Below are 20,501 nucleotides of genomic sequence, written 5' to 3'. Positions count from 1 at the left end.
TAAAATTACAACTTTTTATCTAATAATACACCAATCCCAAACGCTAAAAATGATGGGAGAATCCATTCTAATTGTAAATCATTGAGTGGGAGGTAATTTTTTGAGCTAACTAATAAATGATTTTCGTCTAAAAATGAATTGATTAGATTCCATAGAGAAAGCAATCCACATACGATGATTGCTGTATTGTATGGGATTTTTGATTTGATGAATCTTCCAAAAAACAAAATAGTCAATATCATTACAAATGCTATTGGATATACAAATAGCAATAAACCTCCGGCATAGGTGATGATATTATCTACACCCATTATTGCAAAATATGTTGAAATCAAACAACAAACGGTCAGATAAAATATTCGTGGAATTTTGTTGTTTGTCAATCTTGTCATAAATGTAGCAAAAGCGTCGGTCAATGCAATAGCTGTAGTAAAACATGCCAAAGCTATAGCAATTGATATCGCATAGCTACCGTAAGTTCCCAATATGTCATAAGAAATTTTCATTAACAATTCCGTACGTGTGATGTCTTCTATTTGATAATGGCTTCCGATATAAATCAATCCTCCATAAATCAAAAACAAACACACAATAGCGATAATCCCTGCATAAAAAACAGATTTTTCTCTTTCGTTTATACTTGTATAGCCTTTATGTACTAGTGATGAGATGATAATTCCTGCAAATACAACCGAAGCTATAACATCCAGAGTTTGGTATCCTTCGATAAAGCTGTATTGAAAACTCTGAATAGGAGTAATGATTGAGCTAATGCTATTACTATAGCCAGTGGTGATGCCTAAAAATATGAGTATCAGTAATAAAATTACTAAAACTGGAGTGAGTATTTTACCAATAATGTCCACAATTCTTGAGGGAGATAATGATAATAAAAATGTAATGACAAAGAAAATAATCGCTCCGATAGTAGGAGAAATTTCAGGTGCAAAAGGTTTTATTGCTATTTCGTAGGTAGTAGCACCAGTACGAGGAATCGCAACCAAAGGGCCTATACACCAAATAATTGCAGCGGCTAATGTCCACACAATATTAGGATGGGTATGTTTTCCTAAATCAGTAAAATCTATACCATTTTTTGCCACTACCCATACACCTAAAAAAGGAGCTATAATGCCAGTAAGTGTAAATCCAATTAGTGCATACAGCCATTGATCGGTAACTTGCATACCAATAAAAGGAGGTAATATGAGATTTCCTGCACCAAAAAACATAGCAAAAAGTGCTAATCCTAAGGGCAAAACAATAGAAAGTTTTATTTTTTTCATACAATTAAATTTTAAATCGAGATGACAAGATAGGAAAAAATAAAAAATATTCAAAAAAGTGTAACATTTTTTCGATTTTGTCGTATAACAAAGTAAAGATTCAGATATAAGTAGAAAAAAACACAATGAGACAATTAAAAATTACCAAACAGGTAACCAATAGAGAAACGGCTTCGTTGGACAAATACCTGCAAGAAATAGGAAAAGTAGATTTGATTACAGCCGACGAAGAAGTAGATTTAGCACAACGCATAAAAGCAGGTGACCAAAGAGCTTTGGAAAAATTGACAAAAGCCAATTTGCGTTTTGTAGTGTCAGTTGCTAAACAATATCAAAATCAAGGGTTGACATTGCCCGATTTGATTAATGAAGGAAATTTAGGATTGATAAAAGCAGCTCAAAGATTTGATGAAACACGTGGATTTAAATTTATTTCCTACGCTGTATGGTGGATTCGCCAGTCGATTTTATCTGCATTGGCAGAGCAATCTCGTATCGTACGATTGCCTTTAAATAAAATCGGTTCGATTAATAAAATCAATAAAACTTACGCATCGTTAGAACAAGCACACGAACGTCCGCCTTCAGCAGAAGAAATTGCTAAAGAATTGGATATGACTGTAAACGACGTAAAAGAGTCGTTGAAAAACTCTGGTCGTCATTTGTCTATGGATGCTCCGTTGGTGGAGGGAGAAGATTCAAATTTGTACGACGTATTGCGTAGTGGAGAATCACCAAATCCAGATAGAGAATTGATTCACGAATCGTTGCGTACAGAAATCGAACGTGCATTGGAAACATTGACACCTCGTGAAGCCGATGTAGTACGTTTGTATTTTGGATTAGGAGACCAACACGCAATGACTTTGGAAGAAATCGGAGAAACTTTCGATTTGACAAGAGAACGCGTTCGACAAATTAAAGAAAAAGCAATCAGGAGATTGAAACACACTTCGAGAAGTAAAATCTTGAAAACATATTTAGGATAAGTTTTTCCATATTTATTTAAATTATTTTGAAAACTGCTCGATTTTTTTGGGGCAGTTTTTTTTCTTATATGAAAATAATTTTTAAACTGCAACTGTTTTTCATTTGTATCTATCGTCTTTTCATTTTACCTTTGCTAAACATTTTTAATAGTTGAAAATGTTTTTAACTTATTGAATTTTAATTTTTTAAACTAAAAAAATAAAACAAAAAATGATTAATTTATTCAATACGCAAATAGAATCACTTTCTATCCATAGAGTAGGAAATAAAAGCAGAAACGAAGAGTTTTTTCTTTCGGAAAATCCTGTTACTTTGACGGATGAGGTTGCACCATTGTTGAAAGAATATTTCTTTAAACCGTTTAGAGAAAAAGAGGAAAATTACTACCAATTTGCACATGATGTGGATTTGGAATACAACGAAATGTTCAAATTTGCTAATGAAATTTTTGCCAATCCAAGTTTGATTCACGAGGTTTCTAAAAAAATCACCAAACATTTATTTGACCAATCCAATCATCCTCACATCAAAAACGGTGAAGTCTATGTAACCTATTTGACGCATTTGTCTATTGATAATCAGCAAGTGGATGCAATTGGAATTTTTAAAAGCGAATTGAAATCAGACTTTTTGCAATTTGAAGAAAAAGGGGTAAATCTCGATATGATATTACAACAAGGTATCAATTTGTCAAAATTGGACAAAGGATGTATTATTTTCAACTATTTGAAAGAAGAAGGATACAAAATTTTGTCTGTAGATAGCAATCGTTACGATGCACGTTACTGGTTGGAACACTTCCTCTCGATAGATACCTTTGAAGATGAAAATTTCAAAACCAAAAAATATTTGAAGTTTGTTCAAGATTTTGCTAAAGATGTGGTTTTACCTGCCGAAGACAAAAAGGAAGAGGTGATGTTTATGAACCGTTCGGTAAATTATTTTGCAAAAAATGATGAGTTTCAGGAGGATAATTTCATTAATGAAGTTATTGACAATCCGGATATTAGAGCCGAATTTAAAAATTATAAAACCGATAGAGCCGAAAGATACAGCATCGAAGATTTATCATCATTCCCAATTGCCAATAATGCCGTTTCGGATATGAGAAAGAAGATCAAAAATGTCATCAACTTGGATACAAATGTGCAAATCAAATTGGATTTTGTAAATCCAGAATCTGCTGAAAAATTTTTGGAAAAAGGTTGGGACGAAGAGCGTCAAATGTATTACTATTTGGTGTATTTTAACAAAGAACAAAAAAGTAATTAAATTTTAAAGGAAAACCTCGGAAATAGTGAAATTTTCTAGGTTTTTTATGTTTATTTCGTTGATATTTAAAATGATTTAATGATAATTCTTTTATTTTTGCAATTGATAAACAAAGAAATTATTTTTACCAATGATAAAAACTACCTATAAAATTACAGTAATTTTTGCTTTGATGAGTATTATTTCCTGTAAAGAAAAAGAACAACCAAGAAAGCCTATTTCTTATAGTTCGGGTGAATATATAAAGGAATCTATCCAACGAAATAAAGAATTTGTTTCGGAGGAAGAACAATTGATTTTGGATTATATCAAAAAAGACAGTACACTACAATACAAAGAATCTACCGCCGGATTTTGGTTTAGTTATATTCAGAAAAACGAAAAAGACACGATTAAAATCCAATCGGGCGATGTAGTGCAGTTGGATTATAAAATAGAAAACTTTGAAAATCAACTGATTTATGATTTTCAACAAACGCAACCTAAAGAATATGTTGTCGATAAACAAGAAGTGGTATCAGGTTTGCGAAATGCAGTCAAGGGGATGAGAACAAACGAAGAAATCAAATGTTTGTTGCCATCGACTATGGCGTATGGTTCGGTGGGAGATAAAAATAAAATAGGTGCCAACACGCCTATTATAATGACGATAAAAGTAAAATCAATCAAAAAAAATAACGAATGAAAAAAATTGCTATGATTTGCTTGGCATTGGGAACAAGCATTGGTGCATTTGCACAAAAAGAATTTGGAGAAGGGGTTTATGCTACTTTTCAAACGACAAAAGGAGATATTATTGTAAAATTGACAGCAGAGCAAACTCCGATGACAGTTGCCAATTTTGTGGCATTGGCAGAGGGAAATCATCCAAAAGTGGAAGCAAAATATGCAGGAAAACCATTTTATGATGGATTGAAATTTCACCGAGTGATAGCCAATTTTATGATACAAGGAGGTGATCCAACGGGTACTGGAGCTGGAAATCCTGGATATCGTTTTACAGACGAAATCGTTCCAGAATTAAAACACGACAAAGCGGGAGTGCTTTCCATGGCAAATGCAGGCCCTAAAACCAATGGTTCACAATTTTTTATCACTCACAAAGAAACGCCTTGGTTGGATGGAAAACACACAGTTTTTGGCTTTGTAATGAAAGGACAAGAAGTGGTAGATGCTATCAAACAAGACGATGTGATGAAAAAAGTAATTATTACAAGAGTCGGACAAAAAGCAGAAAAATTTAAGGCAGAAAAAGTGTTTTTAGAGCATTTTGAAGCAATGGATAAAAAAGCTACAGAACAAAAAGCTAAATTGGAAAGTAAAAGAGAAGTTTTAAAAGAAGAGGCAAAACGGTTGTCAAATATTTCAGATTCAATAACCAAAGATGAATTGGCTAAAAAAGAAGTTGTAAAGAGAAATTATTTTGAACAAATGGAACGTGAATTAGTAGCACGTCCATCCGGTTTGAAGATGAAAGTTTTGGAAAAAGGAACTAATGTAAAACCAAAAAATGGAGAAGACGTTTGGATTGCATATTCAGGATATTTGTCTGACGGAACATTGTTTGATTCAAATGTAGATGTAGTTGCTGCTGAAAATAAAAAATTTGATTCAAAACGAAAAATCAACAATGGATATGAACCTTTTCCTTTTAAATATGGAAGAAATGACGGTTTGATTCCTGGATTTTTGGAAGGAATTCATCAATTAAATTACGGAGACAAAGCTTTATTGATTATCCCAAGTAAAATAGGATATGGAGATAGAGATATGAAAATTATTCCGCCAAATTCTACCTTGTATTTCGAAATTCAAATAATCAAAAAATAATGAGAAAATTAGCGTTATTATTAGGGATTTTTACCCTATTTATGGTATCATGTAAGAAAAATCATGATTTAAAAGACGGTTTGTATGCCGAATTTACAACCAATCGAGGAACAATAGTTACTGAGTTGTTTTACAAAGAAACACCGATGACAGTTGCCAATTTTGTAGCTTTGGCAGAAGGAACGCATCCTTTGGTAGCTGAAAAATATAAAAATACTCCGTTTTATGACGGTTTGAAATTTCACCGAGTGATTGCAGATTTTATGATTCAAGGTGGAGACCCAGAAGGAAGTGGAATGGGAGGACCAGGTTTTCAATTTGAAGACGAAATTGTAGAAACATTAAAACACGACGGAGCTGGAATTTTGTCTATGGCAAATGCTGGACCTGGAACTAATGGTTCTCAATTTTTTATCACTCACAAAGAAACTCCACATTTAGACGGTATGCACACCGTGTTTGGAAAAGTGGTAGAAGGTCAAGATGTGGTAAACAAAATAGTTCAGGAAGATGTAATTAAAACGGTTAAAATCATCAGAGTAGGCGAAGAAGCAAAACAATTTGATGCAGCAAAAGTATTTACAAAACAACAACAAGTTCAAAAAGAAAAAAGTGTAAAAGCAGCAAAAGATTTGGAAGGATTGACAGATAGAGTTGCCAATGAATTGAAAGATTTCAAAGCAAAAGCAACAAAATTGTCTTCTGGTGTTAGTTACTATGTTGCAGAAAAAGGTACAGGGGAAAAGCCTTCTCCAGGTGATGTAATCAAAGTATATTATGCAGGATATTTTGAAAACGGTGTATTGTTTGATAGTAATATCGTTGACATTGCAAAACAAAACAATCAGTATGTAAATGCACGTGAAATGCAAGGAGGATATGAACCATTTCCTTTTAAATACGGAGAAAAACAAGGTTTGATTCCGGGATTTATCGAAGGAATTGAGCAATTAAACTACAATGACAAAGCCTATGTATTTATTCCAGCACATTTAGCTTATGGAGAAAATGGCTCTGGAAATGTAATTCCACCAAATACTCCTTTAGTGTTTTTGATTCAGATTGTAAAATAATTGATTTGATTGAAAACAAAAAATGTTTTATAAAAGAAAAAACTAAGTACAAAGTATCATAGATATCTTTGTACTTAGTTTTTATACATAATACAAAATTTCGTATCTTCGCAATCGTAAGAAAATAAAAAACAATACATAAAATGAGTAAAAAAGTAGTAATAGTATCAGCTGCTCGTACACCAATGGGTAGTTTTTTAGGAGCATTATCAACAGTACCTGCACCACAATTGGGAGCCATTGCAATCAAAGGAGCTTTGGAAAAAATCAATTTGAAACCAGATTTGGTTGACGAAGTTTTGATGGGTAATGTGGTTCAAGCGGGCGTGGGACAAGCACCTGCAAGACAAGCAGCAATTTTGGCTGGTTTGTCAAACAATGTTCCTTCGACTACGGTAAATAAAGTGTGTGCATCAGGTATGAAAGCCGTGATGCAAGGAGCTCAAGCGATTATGGCTGGTGATGCTGACATCGTGGTTGCTGGTGGTATGGAAAACATGAGTTTGATTCCTCACTATGCACATTTGAGAGGTGGTACTAAATTTGGACCTACAACATTTGTTGATGGTATGCAAAAAGATGGTTTGACAGACGCTTACGACGGAAATGCAATGGGAGTTTGTGCTGATCTTTGTGCTTCTGAACACAACATTTCAAGAGAAGAGCAAGATAATTTTGCTATCGATTCATACAAAAAATCTGCAGCGGCATGGGAAGCTGGAAAATTTGACAACGAAGTAGTACCTGTACCAGTTCCTCAAAGAAAAGGAGAGCCAGTTTTGGTAACAAAAGATGAGGAATACACCAATGTAAAATTGGATAAAATCCCTACATTGAAAGCTGTATTTACAAAAGAAGGTACGGTAACAGCGGCTAACGCTTCTACAATCAACGACGGTGCGGCTGCATTGGTAATGATGAGCGAAGAAAAAGCAAACGAATTAGGATTGAAACCATTGGCATACATCAAAGGCTATGCAGATGCTGCTCAAGAGCCAAAATGGTTTACTACAGCTCCTGCAAAAGCATTGCCAGTAGCATTGAAAAAAGCGGGAGTTTCTATCGATGAGGTAGATTTCTTTGAGTTCAACGAAGCTTTTTCAGTAGTAGGAATCGCCAATACAAAATTGTTGAATATTGATGCAAATAAAGTAAATGTAAACGGTGGAGCTGTAGCATTAGGACACCCACTTGGATGTTCAGGAGCTCGTATCATCGTAACATTGATCAATGTATTGGAGCAAAACAATGGTAAAATCGGTGCAGCTGCTATCTGTAATGGAGGTGGTGGAGCTTCTGCTATTGTTATCGAAAAATGCTAATTGACTTTTTATAATTTATAAGAAAATCGTCCTATTGGGCGATTTTTTCTTTTTAATATGTTTTTTTGATTTAATTGAAAATATTAGAAATTTTAAATTTTAAGATTTTATTTTTTTCATACTTTAATAAGTTGATTAAAATTTGAAATAGTTTATTGTAAAGTTGATAATTATTTTAAATGTTTATTGAAATATTTTCACATGAGTTAATTATTGGTTAAATAATGTGTTTTATATTAACTAAAAAAGTAAATTTACAACATTAAAAATCTTAAAATATTGAATATATGAAAAAAATAACAAGTTTAGCAATTGTTGCATTGCTGTCAAGTGCAACTACTTTAATGGGATACAAATATTTGAATGCAAATCATGGAAATTCTGATGGTGTTTTATCATTTGATGCTCCATCGACTCGTGTTGAACGTTCGAATGCTAGTGGATTTGATTTTACCTCTGCTGCTGAGAGTTCGCTACACACAGTAGTCCATGTAAAGAATGTAAGTTACAGACGTACGCCATCCAATCCTATTTTGGAATACTTTTATGGATACAGAGGAGGCGAAATGCAAGCACAAGTAGGAACGGGAAGTGGAGTGATTATTTCAAAAGATGGATATATTGTAACCAATAACCATGTGATTCAAGGAGCAAGCGAAATTGAGATTACTTTAAATAATGACAAAGTTTTTCCAGCAAAACTCATTGGTACTGATGAAAGACGCGATATTGCTTTGTTGAAAATCGAGACAAACGACGATTTGCCTTATGCAACTTTTGCCGATTCTGACAATGTAAAAGTAGGAGAATGGGTATTAGCAGTCGGAAATCCATACAATTTAAATTCAACGGTTACTGCGGGAATAATATCTGCAAAAGCAAGAAATTTAGACAGTACAGGTATTCAGTCGTTTTTACAAACAGATGCTGCGGTAAATCCAGGAAATTCAGGAGGTGCGTTGGTAAATACAAATGGAGAGTTGATAGGTATCAATACGATGATTTCTTCAAATACGGGATCCTATGTGGGTTATTCGTTTGCTGTTCCATCTAACACAGTAAAGAAAATCGTCAATGATTTGAAAAATTATGGAAAAGTACAACAAGGTATGTTAGGAATTCAAGGTATTGAGTTAAATGCTTCTATCGCTCAATCCTTACAATTATCTCAAACAAGAGGTTTTATTGTGGAAGATATTTTACCAAATAGTGGTGCCTTTCGTTCTGAGTTGAAAATAAAAGATATCATCGTAGGAATAGACAATGCAGAAATCAAAGGCTTTTCTGATATTACTCGAATTTTGTCAAATAAAAGTCCAAAGGAAACTGTAAATCTTACTGTAATTAGAAACAACAAAAGGTTGCAGTTTCCTGTAGTTTTATCCAATTAAATATCATTTACTCTCTCGTCCTGAAAAAATGATACAGGATTTAACGACACTATCCCCCAAAGTGTGTAAGTTAAAAAAGTTAGGCTTGAGTTTTTATAACTTGAGCCTTTCTGCAAATATAAGCATAAATTGATTATGAAATACTACCATTTTTTGTTATCGTATTGTCGGTATATTAATACTTTGTTATTAAATCTAATTCCCATCGGTCTTTATTTTCATTCCATTTATATTGTTTTACTTTTTCAGTAAAGTATCTTTTTTATAGAATGATTTACTCTTAAATCTCATTAGAACTTCATTATCATTCATTTGATGTGCAAAAACTAAAAGATAGGTGTTTTTACCTTTTTTATTTTTTTTTTTGAAAATTGTTTGCTTGTTTCTATCCATTTCCTTTTTTAATTTTTATTAAAGTTTTTTAATTGATATGTTTTAGCCGTTTCTTTAATTTTATTTTTTTTATATTGTATAAGAGAATCAGAATACTCATCAAAGGTGTCTAAAATGTATTCATTATTTTCTTTATCATAAATTTCTTTCTTTACATTTTTCCAGATATTATTATCTTTATTCCGTTTACTTCCTAACAAAAATTTTTTCTTGTTTTAAATTATAGATAACAGAATCTTTATAATCAGGTATATTTGATGTATTTATATACATTGTATTTTTATTTATTATCCCCTTTTTGGAATCATATGTAAAAGTTGTTTTATTGATAGATTTCAATTTGTCTTCAGTCTATGTTGCGTAATTTGTTTCAACATATTCCTTCAAAACATATTGTTTCTGTGCCAAACCAATCATGCATCAAAAAGTAAATATAAGTAGTGTTTTTCTCATAAAACCGAGGGAAAAAAGTGTTACATTACGATGATTTTGAAGATTTTGATTTTATGTCTGGTACTGGTAAAGACGGGAAACTTTGGGAATTGGATTTTTCTAATTTTCATTTCAACAACAATCGATTGTTGGCTCAAGCATTGAATCGATTAATTGTTATCAGCATAGAAGATAGTTTGGAAAAAGATGTTTTGACCGATTTGACTTTAAAAACGCTTTTGGTTCGTATTATACAAACGCAACAATTTGTTCGTCAATTATCTACACAGAATTTACCCAATCAATTATTGGCAATTTAGAAGTATATTCGCAATCATATTTCACAGAAAATCAACATTGAAGAATTGATGCAAGTTGCAGATAAAAGCCGTTCGTCTCTTTTTAGAATGTTTAAAGAATATAATCTTTCGACGCCATCGGAATATGTAATTGTTCAGCAAATCGAACACGCTAAGGAGATTTTACGAAACGAAAATCATACAATTTCCGACACATGTTATCTTTCAGGTTTTGGGTATTTGAGCCATTTTGGGAAAGTTTTCAAAAAATATGTGGGTATGACTCTAAAAGAATTTTTCAAAAAAGAGCTGGAACTGAGATAAAAAAAGTCCTCAAAGTTGTAAAACTCTGAGGACTTTTTGTTTTATCCTTCCAATGATTGTTGTACATCTGCTAATAAATCTTCGATGTCTTCCACACCTACACTCAAGCGAACCATATCGTCTGTAATACCGATTTCTGCTCGTTTGTCGGCTGGAATCGAAGCGTGGGTCATCAACGCAGGGTGATTTGCTAATGATTCAACACCACCCAATGATTCGGCCAATGTGAAAATCTGTAATTTTTCTAAAAATTTTATTGCGTCTTCTTTTGCTTTGGATTTGAAAGTAAAAGAAACCATTCCTCCAAATTTGTCTTTCATTTGCTTTTGAGCCAATTCGTATTGCGGATGTGATGGCAAACCTGGATAGTACACTTTATCTATCAACGGATGATTTTCTAAAAATTCCGCTACTTTGATTCCGTTTTCGCAATGTCTTTGTACGCGAAGATGCAAAGTTTTGATTCCTCTCAAAACCAAAAAGCACTCTTGTGGTCCTAAAGTAGCACCTGTGGCAAATTGTGTAAAATGTAATTTTGCACCCAACTCTTCGTCTTTGATAACCAACGCACCAGCAATTACATCTGAATGGCCACCTAAATATTTTGTAGCCGAATGCATCACTATGTCAGCCCCCAAATCCAGCGGTTTTTGAATGTATGGAGTAGCAAAAGTGTTGTCCACAGCAAAGAGAATATTGTGTTGTTTGGTGATTTTTGCAATTGCCTCAATATTTGCCAATTTCATCAATGGATTGGTAGGAGTTTCTATCCAAACTAATCGGGTGTTTGCGTTAATTTTAGATAAAAACAAATCCGTATCATTGATGTCTATAAAATGAAATTTAATTCCAATTTCTTGATAAAAACGGGTAAACAAACGGTAAGTTCCACCATACAAATCGTCCATTGCAATTACTTCATCACCAGTTTTTAGCAATCGCATTACGCAATCAATAGCTGCCAAACCAGACGAAAAAGCCAAACCTCTTGCTCCGTTTTCGATGCTTTCCAATGCGTGTTCCAATGCCGTACGCGTAGGGTTGTCGGCTCTACTGTATTCGTAGCCTGTATGCACTCCCGGACTTGACTGAGCAAAGGTCGAAGTATGATAAATCGGAGGCATAACGGCACCTGTCGTAGGGTCGTGTTGTTGCCCTCCGTGAATTACTTGTGTATTGAATTTTACTTGATTTTTCATTGTGAAATATTTTAATGAGCAAAGGTAGTTATTTCGTAAATTTGTGCCAAACTATTGAAAAACATTCCATGGGTATATACAAAAAACTATTCAAAGACACTTTAATATATGGATTTGCCACCATGTTGCCTCGATTGATTGGGGTGATTATGGTGCCTTATCACATCAAATGGATGAACAACGAAGCGGTGTATGGAAGCTATAGCGTTATGTTTTCATGGATTATGATACTCAATGCGTTTTTGTCTTTCGGTATGGAAACGGCTTTTTTCCGTTTTTTCAACAAAATCGAAGATAAAGAAAAGGTAAAGAGCAACGCGTTGTGGTTTGTTTTACTACTGTCTTGTTTTGCAGGGGTAATATTATTTGGAGCAACGGATTTTATAGCCGATTATTTACGAGTTTCTCCAGAATTGATTCGCATTTTATCAGGAATATTATTGTTAGATGCTTGGGTGGTGATTCCGTTTGCGATGATTAGAGCCATTGGTCAATCAAAAAAATATGCAATTATCAAAATGTGTAATGTGATTATCAATGCGTTACTTACCGTTTTGTTTTTGTATTTCTTTCCAAAATGGTCGGCAAATGATTGGTTTTCTGGTTGGTATATTCCAGATTTTCAAGTAGAATATGTGTATTTGGCAAATTTACTGGCAAGTGCTTTTACCTTTGTAGTACTCATACCGATTTATAAAAACCTGAGAAATAAAATCGACACTTCGTTGATGAAAGAAATGTTGATGTACGCATTTCCTGTGATGGTGGCGAGTATTTCTTTTGCAATAAACGAGGGAATCGACCGATTTATGATTGAGCGACTGTTGCCTTCGGATATTAGTCAGGCAGAAGCTGGAAAATACGCCGCTTGTTACAAAATAGGAATCTTTATGATTTTGTTTCGCACGATGTATTCTTTGGGAATTGAACCGTTTTTTTTCAATTATGCCAAAAACGAAGACGCTCCTGTAAAGTATGCAACCGTAACCAAATATTTTGTTTTGTTTGGTAGTGTCGCTATGTTGGTAATCATTGTTTTAGCAAATTTTTTAAAACCTATTTTAATATCAAAACCCCAATATTGGTCGGCAATGAGCATTGTACCTATGGTGATTTTAGCCAATTTATTGTTGGGAATTTACACCAATTTATCGGTATGGTATAAATTGCAAGACAAAACATATATAGGAGCCATTTTGTCATTAGGAGCTGCTTTTTTTACCATAGGTTTGAATTTGGTTTTGATTCCGATGATTGGAATAGACGGAGCTGCATTGACCACCTTGATTGTGTATTTCCTCATGTCATTTGCCTCTTACTATTTGGGTCAAAAATACTATCCAATACCTTATAGCAAAGATATTTTTGTGTATTTGGGAGGTTCTGTATTATTGTCATTTGTACATTTTTATGTATTTAGGGAAAATTACTGGATAGGCGGATTATTTGTATTGGCATTTGTAGGTTTGATTTATCAAAAAGAGAAGAAGATTTTGATTCAACTCATAAAGAAATTGAAAAGATAGGTTTATTTTAATATTTTTATAACATTAAAAAATATAAATTTGAAATCACATATACTAAAGAAGTATAAAACAAAATGAAACAAATCGAAAACACCTATATAAATAGAGAAAAAAGTTGGTTGGCATTCAACGAACGCGTGTTGCAAGAAGCAGCAGATACGAGTGTTCCCTTGTTAGAACGCTTGAAATTTTTAGGAATATTTTCAAATAATTTGGACGAATTTTTCAAAGTTCGCTATGCATCAGTTCGTCGTTTGGCAATGTTGGGCAAAGGAAAACAACGATTGATAGGCGGTATTGATGCTGAAGAACTGTTGAAAGATATTACGGAAACAGTGATTCGAATTCAATCTAAAAGTTTGGAAATTTTAGGCGAAATCGAAGTTGCTCTACAAAGGGAAAATATTTTTATCGTTGACGAAAAATTAGTGAATGAAGAACAAAAAAACTTCATAAAAGAATTTTTTATTAATAAAATCAGTCCCGATTTGGCGCCTATTATCCTCAATAAATCTGAGAAATTTCCATTGTTGAGAGATTCGTATGGATATTTGGCAGTAAAAATGATTTATGGTGGAGTAAAAGAAAAAAGTCGATATGCTGTCATCGAGATACCCAATCACATCAATCGATTTGTAGAATTGCCCGAAGTAGATGGGAAAAAATACATCATATTATTGGATGATGTCATTCGATTAAATCTGGAATATATATTCTCAATTTTTGAATGTAAATCAATTTCGGCTCACATGATTAAAATCACACGAGATGCAGTAATTGAGGAGGATTCGGATTTGTACAAAAGTTTTTTAGAAAAAATTTCCGAAGGAGTAAAAGACCGTCGAGTAGGAGAAGTCGTTCGTTTTGTTTATGACAAAGAAATAGCAGATGACACTTTGCAATTTTTCATCAAGCACATCGGCATCGATAACAACAACGACAGTTTGATTCCTGGAGGAAAATACCATAATCGCCGTGATTATATGAACTTTCCAACTATGGGACGCAACGATTTGATTTATCCAAAAGTGTATCCTTTGGCATTGCAAGATTTGGATTTAGAAAAAAGCATTTTACATCAAATACAAGAAAGAGATTTCTTGATTCACACGCCTTTTCAGTCTTTCAATTATGTTGTGAGAATGTTGAGAGAAGCCGCGTTGGATCCCAAAGTGAGTAGTATCAAAATCACTTTGTATCGATTGGCAAAGCACTCACAAATCATCAGTTCGCTGATAAATGCTGCAAAAAACGGTAAAAAAGTTACGGTTCAAATCGAGTTAAAAGCCCGTTTCGACGAAAAGAGTAATATTTTTTATGCCGAATTGATGCAAACCGAAGGCATCGAATTGATTTTTGGAGTAAAAGGATTGAAAGTTCACAGTAAAATATGTGTCATCGAACGAAAAGAAGGTAAAAAAATCAAACGATATGGATTTGTTTCTTCAGGAAATTTCAACGAATCAACTGCAAATTTTTACACAGATGTTACACTTTTGACTTCGCATCAGCCTATTTTGAAAGAAGTTAGCAAAGTTTTCGACTTTTTAGATGTCAATTACAAAATCAACAAATACAAGCATTTGATTGTTTCACCACATTTTACACGCTCAAAATTTGAAAAACTAATCAATCGAGAAATTGACAAATCCTTTCGTGGAGAAAAAGCCCGAATTCGTTTGAAAATGAATTCACTATCAGATGCAAAAATGATAGATAAATTGTATCAAGCGAGTAGAGCAGGAGTAAAAATCGAATTGATTATCCGTGGTATATGTTGTTTGATTCCCAATGAAAAAGGACTGAGTGAAAACATTCAAGCAATAAGTATCGTTGACAGATTGTTGGAACATTCTCGAATTTACATTTTTGGAGAAGACGACGATTGCGAAGTCTATATTTCATCGGCAGATTTTATGACAAGAAACATCGATGAACGCGTGGAAGTAAGTTGTCCGATTTATGATGAAAATATAAAACAACAATTGATAGACACATTTGCAATCTATTGGAATGGAAATGTAAAAACAAGAATTCACGATAAAAATTTATCCAATTTGTATGTAAATACGAATGGAAATACATTATTCCGAGCTCAAGAAGAAATGTATAATTATTACAGGAATAAAATTGAAGTAAATTTGTGATTATAAATCTATTCTTGAATGTTATCATGAATTAATTTTAACATAAAAAAATATGGAAATAAAAAAATATGGGGTTATAGACATTGGTTCAAATGCAATCAGATTGTTAATTTCCAATGTAGTTGAAAGAAATAATGAAGTAAATTTCAACAAATCTGAATTAGTACGAGTACCCATCCGTTTAGGTCAAGATGTATTTACAACTGGGAAAATAAGTGAATACAACATAAAACGAATGGTAAAAGCGATGGAATCGTTTAAGTTGCTAATGCAAGTATATGAGGTCTGCAAATACACAGTATGTGCTACTTCGGCCATGCGTGAAGCAAATAATGCCAATGAAATAGTAGAAATAATTAATCAGGAAACGGGCGTATTTATTGATATTATCAGTGGAGAAAAAGAAGCGAAAATCATAGCAGCATCTGATTTGAAGCAATTTATCCAAAAAGACTCTAATTATTTATACATTGATGTTGGTGGAGGTAGTACTGAATTGACAGTTTTTTCACATGGTAAAATTGTCATTTCCAAGTCATTTCCAATTGGAACTGTCCGTTTGATCAATCAAATGGTTGCAGAAGAAACATGGAACGAAATACAAAGATGGACAATAAAATACACCTCAAATATGCCGAATATTCAAGTAATAGGTTCGGGAGGAAATATCAACAAAATTTCTAAAATGGCAACTAAATCTAATAAAAATTTCCTGTCATTTCCTTACTTAAAAAATATTTACAATGAGTTGGTTACTATGGCCTATGAAGAAAGAGTCTCAACATTAGGACTTAATCCCGATAGAGCAGATGTAATCGTTCCAGCTATGAACATTTATATAAAAGTGATGAAATGGAGCAGAGCTAAAAATATCATAGTTCCCAAAATAGGTCTGTCTGATGGAATAGTAAAAATGATGTATTACAACCCTAAGTTATTAAAAATAAATAAACTATAGAGAATTTGATATGTGAAATATCTAATTATTATTCACAAAAAATCATATTATTTTTTTTATTTTTGTTCAACAAAATAAAAAATTATGGGAGCAATAGCAATTAAAGCAGAAATAGATCTCAATTAACTTTCATATATTGAAGAAATATTAAAAAAATAAAAGCAAAGAAAATTATAATCAAAGAAGTTGACGATACAAAAATGTCAAAAGAAGAGTACTTTGCTATGATTGAAAAATCAAGTAAAAGTAAAAAAACAAGAATAGATATTGAAGAGATAGAAAAAATGTTATTGGAATAATAATGCAAAATGTTATTACTTCAGATAAAAAACATCGTCTAACTTATGAAGTTTTTGAAGAAGAAAAGAAAATTGAAATCCTTGCATGTTTGGGACATTACGAAGATAAATAATTAATATACAAAATGAAAGATTTACAACAAATCATAGAACAAGCGTGGAAAAATCGCGACTTATTGCAAAACGAACAAACACAAAATGCAATCCGTAGCGTTATTGAACATATAGACAGAGGGGAATTGCGTACTGCCGAACCAACAAACGACGGTTGGCAAATTAATGAATGGGTAAAAAAAGCAGTGATTTTGTATTTTCCAATTCAAAAAATGGAAACCTTAGAAGCTGGAATTTTTGAATACCACGACAAAATGCCTTTAAAGAAAAACTTTGCAGAAAAAGGAATTCGTGTAGTACCTAATGCTGTGGCTCGTCATGGAGCATACATCTCATCGGGAGTAATTTTGATGCCGTCTTATGTAAACATAGGTGCCTATGTGGATGAAGGTACAATGGTAGATACTTGGGCTACAGTTGGGTCTTGTGCTCAAATCGGTAAAAATGTTCACCTCTCGGGTGGAGTAGGTATTGGAGGTGTATTGGAGCCGTTGCAAGCATCGCCAGTAATCATCGAGGACAATGCCTTTATAGGTTCGCGTTGTATCGTAGTTGAAGGAGTGCGTGTAGGTAAAGAAGCCGTTTTGGGAGCTAATGTGGTTTTGACAGCTTCGACAAAAATCATTGATGTAACAGGAGACGAGCCGAAAGAAATTGTGGGATATGTTCCTGAGCGTTCGGTAGTGATTCCTGGAAGTTATACTAAAAAATTTCCTGCGGGAGACTATCAAGTACCATGTGCGTTGATTATCGGTAAAAGAAAAGAATCAACGGACAAGAAAACTTCGCTAAACGATGCGTTGAGAGAACACAATGTAGCGGTATAATTAAGAAAAAGAAAATCTATATTTTTGATTGTCAAATAGTAATAAAAATACATTGAAATATTGAAAAACTAAGTAATAAAATATTTTGAAATTAGTTTTTTTTTTAAGACTTTTGACCTCGTAAAATAATTACAAGAAAGAGATATGAGAGAAAATGAATTTGTAGAAAAAGAAGAAATTTTTTCTAAGGTATTGAGAGCAGGAAGAAGAACGTATTTTTTTGATGTAAGATCAACAAAGGCTGATGATTATTACATTACCATTACAGAAAGTAAAAAATTTACAGAAGAAGACGGATCTTTCCACTTTAAAAAACATAAAATCTATCTATACAAAGAAGATTTTGAAGCATTTAAAGATATTTTAGGAAAAATTACAGATTTTATCGTTACAGAAAAAGGTGAAGAGGTAATTTCTGAAAGACATCAAAAAGATTTTAAAAGAGAATATACAAATACTTCAAACTTTACAAACGTTGAGTTTGATGAAATTTAATTCATTCATTTATTATTAATTAAGTTGAGAAACTTGTTCAATAGATTTATTGGACAAGTTTTTTATATTTTACCTTAAATCCAATTAAATAAGTGAAAAACGATACAAAATATTCAACCAAAGAAAATCTTCAAATATTATACGAAGACAATCATATTATTGTTATAAATAAGCGAGTAGGCGATATTGTTCAAGGAGATAAAACAGGAGATAAACCTCTTTCTGAGGTCGTAAAAGAATATATCAAAGAAAAATACAACAAACCGGGAGAAGTTTTTCTTGGGGTAGTTCACCGTTTAGACAGACCAACCACTGGAATTGTTGTTTTTGCACGTACTTCAAAAGCATTAACTCGATTAAACGAGCTTTTCAAGGATAGAAAATTAGATAAAATTTATTGGGCTGTTGTGCAAAATCAACCAAAGCAGAGTCATGCATCATTGACACATTATTTAGCTAAAAATGAAAAAACAAATACTTCCAAAGCCTATGATAAAGAAGTTTCCAATAGTAAAAGAGCAATTTTAGATTATAAAATTATTCAAAAATTGTCAAATTATACCGTCTTAGAGGTAAAATTGCATACAGGAAGACATCATCAGATACGCTGTCAACTTTCAGCTATAGGTTTACCAATCAAAGGAGATTTGAAATATGGAGCAAAGAGAAGTAATCAAGATGGAGGCATTCATCTTCATGCTAAATTTTTAACATTTATTCATCCTGTAAGCAAAAACGAAATTTTTATCAATGCTCCTTTACCTAATGAAACACTTTGGAATGCAGTAAAGGATGAAAAATAACACTATTATAATGTGATTATTTTCTTTGAAATAGTAAAATTGTTGTAATTTTGCAAATATTAATCGATTTATCAAAAACAATATAGTATAATGAGTACATTTGATGTAACAGTAATAGGCTCAGGTGCCTGGAGGATATGTAGCTGCCATTCGTGCGGCTCAATTGGGGTTTAAAACTGCAATTATTGAAAAATATCCAACTTTGGGAGGAACTTGTTTGAATGTAGGATGTATCCCTTCAAAAGCATTGTTAGACAGTTCTGAACACTTTGAAAATGCTAAACACAATTTTGCAAACCACGGAATTCACATCAATGAGCCAAAAGCAGACATCGCTCGTATGGTGGAAAGAAAAAATGAAGTGGTAGAACAAACGACAAAGGGTATTAACTTTTTGATGGACAAAAACAAAATTACTGTTTTTGAAGGTGTAGGATCTTTTGAGTCTGCTACTAAAATCAAAATCACGAAAAAAGACAGTTCGGCTGAAGAAATCGAATCTAAATATACTATTATTGCAACAGGTTCAAAACCATCTTCTTTACCATTTATTTCTTTAGACAAAGAAAGAATCATTACATCTACAGAAGCATTGAATTTGAAAGAAATTCCTAAACACTTGGTAGTAATCGGTGGTGGAGTTATTGGATTAGAGTTGGGATCTGTTTACAAAAGATTAGGAGCAGATGTAACGGTAATCGAATATTTAGACAAAATCATCCCAGGAATGGACGGTGCTTTGTCTAAAGAATTACAAAAAGTATTGAAAAAACAAGGTATGAAATTTATGCTTTCTACAGCAGTTTCAGCGGTGGAAAGAAATGGAGATACAGTAAAAATCACTGCAAAAGACAAAAAAGGAGAAGAAGTAGTAGTAGAGGGAGATTACTGTTTGGTATCGGTAGGAAGAAGACCATACACTGATGGATTGAACCTTGAAAAAGCAGGGGTGAAAGTTGATGAAAGAGGTCGTATTGATGTAAATGACCATTTACAAACCAATGTTTCTAACATCTACGCAATCGGTGATGTGGTAAAAGGAGCTATGTTGGCTCACAAAGCAGAGGAAGAAGGTGTATTTGTAGCAGAAACATTAGCTGGACAAAAACCTCACATCAACTACAATTTGATTCCAGGGGTAGTTTACACTTGGCCAGAAGTTGCAGGAGTTGGAAAAACTGAAGAGCAATTGAAAACAGAAGGAGCAGCTTACAAAGTAGGAAGTTTTCCAATGAGAGCTTTAGGAAGAAGCCGCGCAAGTGGTGATATTGATGGATTGGTAAAAGTAATTGCTTGTGAAAAAACAGATGAAATCTTAGGAGTTCATATGATAGGTGCAAGAGCTGCAGATATGATTGCTGAGGCAGTAGTAGCTATGGAATATAGAGCAAGTGCTGAGGATATTACAAGAATTTCTCACGCACACCCTACATTTACAGAAGCTATCAAAGAAGCAGCATTGGACGCAACTGGAAAAAGAGCTATTCACATGTAATAATCAATAGAAAAAGAGGAAATTCG

18 protein-coding genes and 1 pseudogene are annotated in these 20,501 nt (G+C 33.1%); 16 read left to right on the top strand and 3 right to left on the bottom strand.

Annotated elements, in window-relative coordinates; translation table 11 throughout:
• Nucleotides 1-5 precede the first annotated feature (5 nt).
• A complete protein-coding gene (brnQ, locus tag AB4865_RS09605) occupies nucleotides 6-1,286 on the bottom strand; it encodes a branched-chain amino acid transport system II carrier protein (RefSeq protein ID WP_372473045.1) in 1,281 nt (426 codons plus the stop codon).
• 125 nt (nucleotides 1,287-1,411) lie between these two features.
• Here brnQ and AB4865_RS09600 point away from each other — a divergent pair, with 125 nt between their 5' ends.
• From AB4865_RS09600 to AB4865_RS09570, 7 genes are all read left to right on the top strand, one after another.
• A complete protein-coding gene (locus AB4865_RS09600; RefSeq protein ID WP_372473044.1) occupies nucleotides 1,412-2,275 on the top strand; it encodes an RNA polymerase sigma factor RpoD/SigA in 864 nt (287 codons plus the stop codon).
• A gap of 211 nt (nucleotides 2,276-2,486) precedes the next feature.
• Entirely contained in the window at nucleotides 2,487-3,548 is a 1,062-nt protein-coding gene (locus AB4865_RS09595; RefSeq protein ID WP_372473043.1) for a nucleoid-associated protein, read from the top strand.
• A gap of 130 nt (nucleotides 3,549-3,678) precedes the next feature.
• Nucleotides 3,679-4,233 (top strand): gliding motility-associated peptidyl-prolyl isomerase GldI, encoded by a 555-nt coding sequence (gene gldI / locus AB4865_RS09590; protein ID WP_372473042.1) that lies wholly within the window; start codon nucleotides 3,679-3,681, stop codon nucleotides 4,231-4,233.
• Nucleotides 4,230-5,378, top strand: coding sequence for a peptidylprolyl isomerase (locus AB4865_RS09585; protein ID WP_372473041.1), 1,149 nt, complete (start codon nucleotides 4,230-4,232; stop codon nucleotides 5,376-5,378). Before gldI ends, AB4865_RS09585 begins: the two co-directional genes overlap by 4 nt.
• Nucleotides 5,378-6,451 carry a peptidylprolyl isomerase gene (locus AB4865_RS09580; RefSeq protein ID WP_372473040.1) on the top strand — a complete coding sequence of 358 codons (1,074 nt, stop codon included), beginning with the start codon at nucleotides 5,378-5,380 and terminating at the stop codon, nucleotides 6,449-6,451. The genes AB4865_RS09585 and AB4865_RS09580 overlap by 1 nt, the downstream gene beginning before the upstream one ends.
• A gap of 143 nt (nucleotides 6,452-6,594) precedes the next feature.
• Nucleotides 6,595-7,773, top strand: a complete 1,179-nt coding sequence (locus AB4865_RS09575) for an acetyl-CoA C-acyltransferase (protein ID WP_372473039.1) — start codon at nucleotides 6,595-6,597, stop codon at nucleotides 7,771-7,773.
• 287 nt (nucleotides 7,774-8,060) lie between these two features.
• Nucleotides 8,061-9,164 carry a S1C family serine protease gene (locus tag AB4865_RS09570; protein ID WP_372473038.1) on the top strand — a complete coding sequence of 368 codons (1,104 nt, stop codon included), beginning with the start codon at nucleotides 8,061-8,063 and terminating at the stop codon, nucleotides 9,162-9,164.
• A 401-nt stretch (nucleotides 9,165-9,565) separates the two neighbouring features.
• Here the strand turns inward: AB4865_RS09570 and AB4865_RS09565 are convergent, their stop codons facing one another.
• Nucleotides 9,566-9,757, bottom strand: a complete 192-nt coding sequence (locus AB4865_RS09565; RefSeq protein ID WP_372473037.1) for a hypothetical protein — start codon at nucleotides 9,755-9,757, stop codon at nucleotides 9,566-9,568.
• 270 nt (nucleotides 9,758-10,027) lie between these two features.
• On the opposite strand from AB4865_RS09565, the gene AB4865_RS09560 reads away from it, so the two are divergent.
• Complete coding sequence (locus AB4865_RS09560) at nucleotides 10,028-10,309, top strand: hypothetical protein (RefSeq protein ID WP_372473036.1); 282 nt, start codon at nucleotides 10,028-10,030, stop codon at nucleotides 10,307-10,309.
• A 48-nt stretch (nucleotides 10,310-10,357) separates the two neighbouring features.
• On the top strand, nucleotides 10,358-10,612 hold the full coding sequence (locus tag AB4865_RS09555) for a helix-turn-helix transcriptional regulator (RefSeq protein ID WP_372473035.1): 255 nt from the start codon (nucleotides 10,358-10,360) through the stop codon (nucleotides 10,610-10,612).
• Between the two features lie 41 nt (nucleotides 10,613-10,653).
• On the opposite strand, the gene AB4865_RS09550 is transcribed toward AB4865_RS09555, so the two are convergent.
• On the bottom strand, nucleotides 10,654-11,811 hold the full coding sequence (locus AB4865_RS09550; protein ID WP_372473034.1) for a cystathionine gamma-synthase: 1,158 nt from the start codon (nucleotides 11,809-11,811) through the stop codon (nucleotides 10,654-10,656).
• A 68-nt stretch (nucleotides 11,812-11,879) separates the two neighbouring features.
• Here AB4865_RS09550 and AB4865_RS09545 point away from each other — a divergent pair, with 68 nt between their 5' ends.
• The 7 genes and pseudogenes from AB4865_RS09545 to lpdA all read left to right on the top strand — a co-directional run bounded on the left by AB4865_RS09545 (nucleotide 11,880) and on the right by lpdA (nucleotide 20,475).
• On the top strand, nucleotides 11,880-13,337 hold the full coding sequence (locus AB4865_RS09545) for an oligosaccharide flippase family protein (RefSeq protein WP_372473033.1): 1,458 nt from the start codon (nucleotides 11,880-11,882) through the stop codon (nucleotides 13,335-13,337).
• A 74-nt stretch (nucleotides 13,338-13,411) separates the two neighbouring features.
• Entirely contained in the window at nucleotides 13,412-15,484 is a 2,073-nt protein-coding gene (ppk1, locus tag AB4865_RS09540) for a polyphosphate kinase 1 (protein WP_372473032.1), read from the top strand.
• Between the two features lie 52 nt (nucleotides 15,485-15,536).
• The gene (locus AB4865_RS09535) at nucleotides 15,537-16,442 is read left to right on the top strand and encodes an ethanolamine ammonia-lyase reactivating factor EutA (protein WP_372473031.1); all 906 of its coding nucleotides are present in this window, start codon (nucleotides 15,537-15,539) and stop codon (nucleotides 16,440-16,442) included.
• A gap of 424 nt (nucleotides 16,443-16,866) precedes the next feature.
• Entirely contained in the window at nucleotides 16,867-17,682 is an 816-nt protein-coding gene (locus AB4865_RS09530) for a 2,3,4,5-tetrahydropyridine-2,6-dicarboxylate N-succinyltransferase (RefSeq protein WP_372473030.1), read from the top strand.
• A gap of 144 nt (nucleotides 17,683-17,826) precedes the next feature.
• Nucleotides 17,827-18,177, top strand: a complete 351-nt coding sequence (locus tag AB4865_RS09525) for a PUR family DNA/RNA-binding protein (protein WP_372473029.1) — start codon at nucleotides 17,827-17,829, stop codon at nucleotides 18,175-18,177.
• 92 nt (nucleotides 18,178-18,269) lie between these two features.
• Nucleotides 18,270-18,980 carry an RluA family pseudouridine synthase gene (locus AB4865_RS09520; RefSeq protein WP_372473028.1) on the top strand — a complete coding sequence of 237 codons (711 nt, stop codon included), beginning with the start codon at nucleotides 18,270-18,272 and terminating at the stop codon, nucleotides 18,978-18,980.
• Nucleotides 18,981-19,070: 90 nt separating this feature from the next.
• Nucleotides 19,071-20,475: pseudogene (gene lpdA / locus AB4865_RS09515) on the top strand (dihydrolipoyl dehydrogenase).
• Nucleotides 20,476-20,501: the final 26 nt, after the last annotated feature.

Source organism: Capnocytophaga sp. ARDL2 (assembly GCF_041530365.1).
In the GTDB taxonomy this organism is placed as follows: Bacteria; Bacteroidota; Bacteroidia; order Flavobacteriales; family Flavobacteriaceae; genus Flavobacterium.
This window is presented reverse-complemented; position numbering and strand designations above follow the sequence as displayed.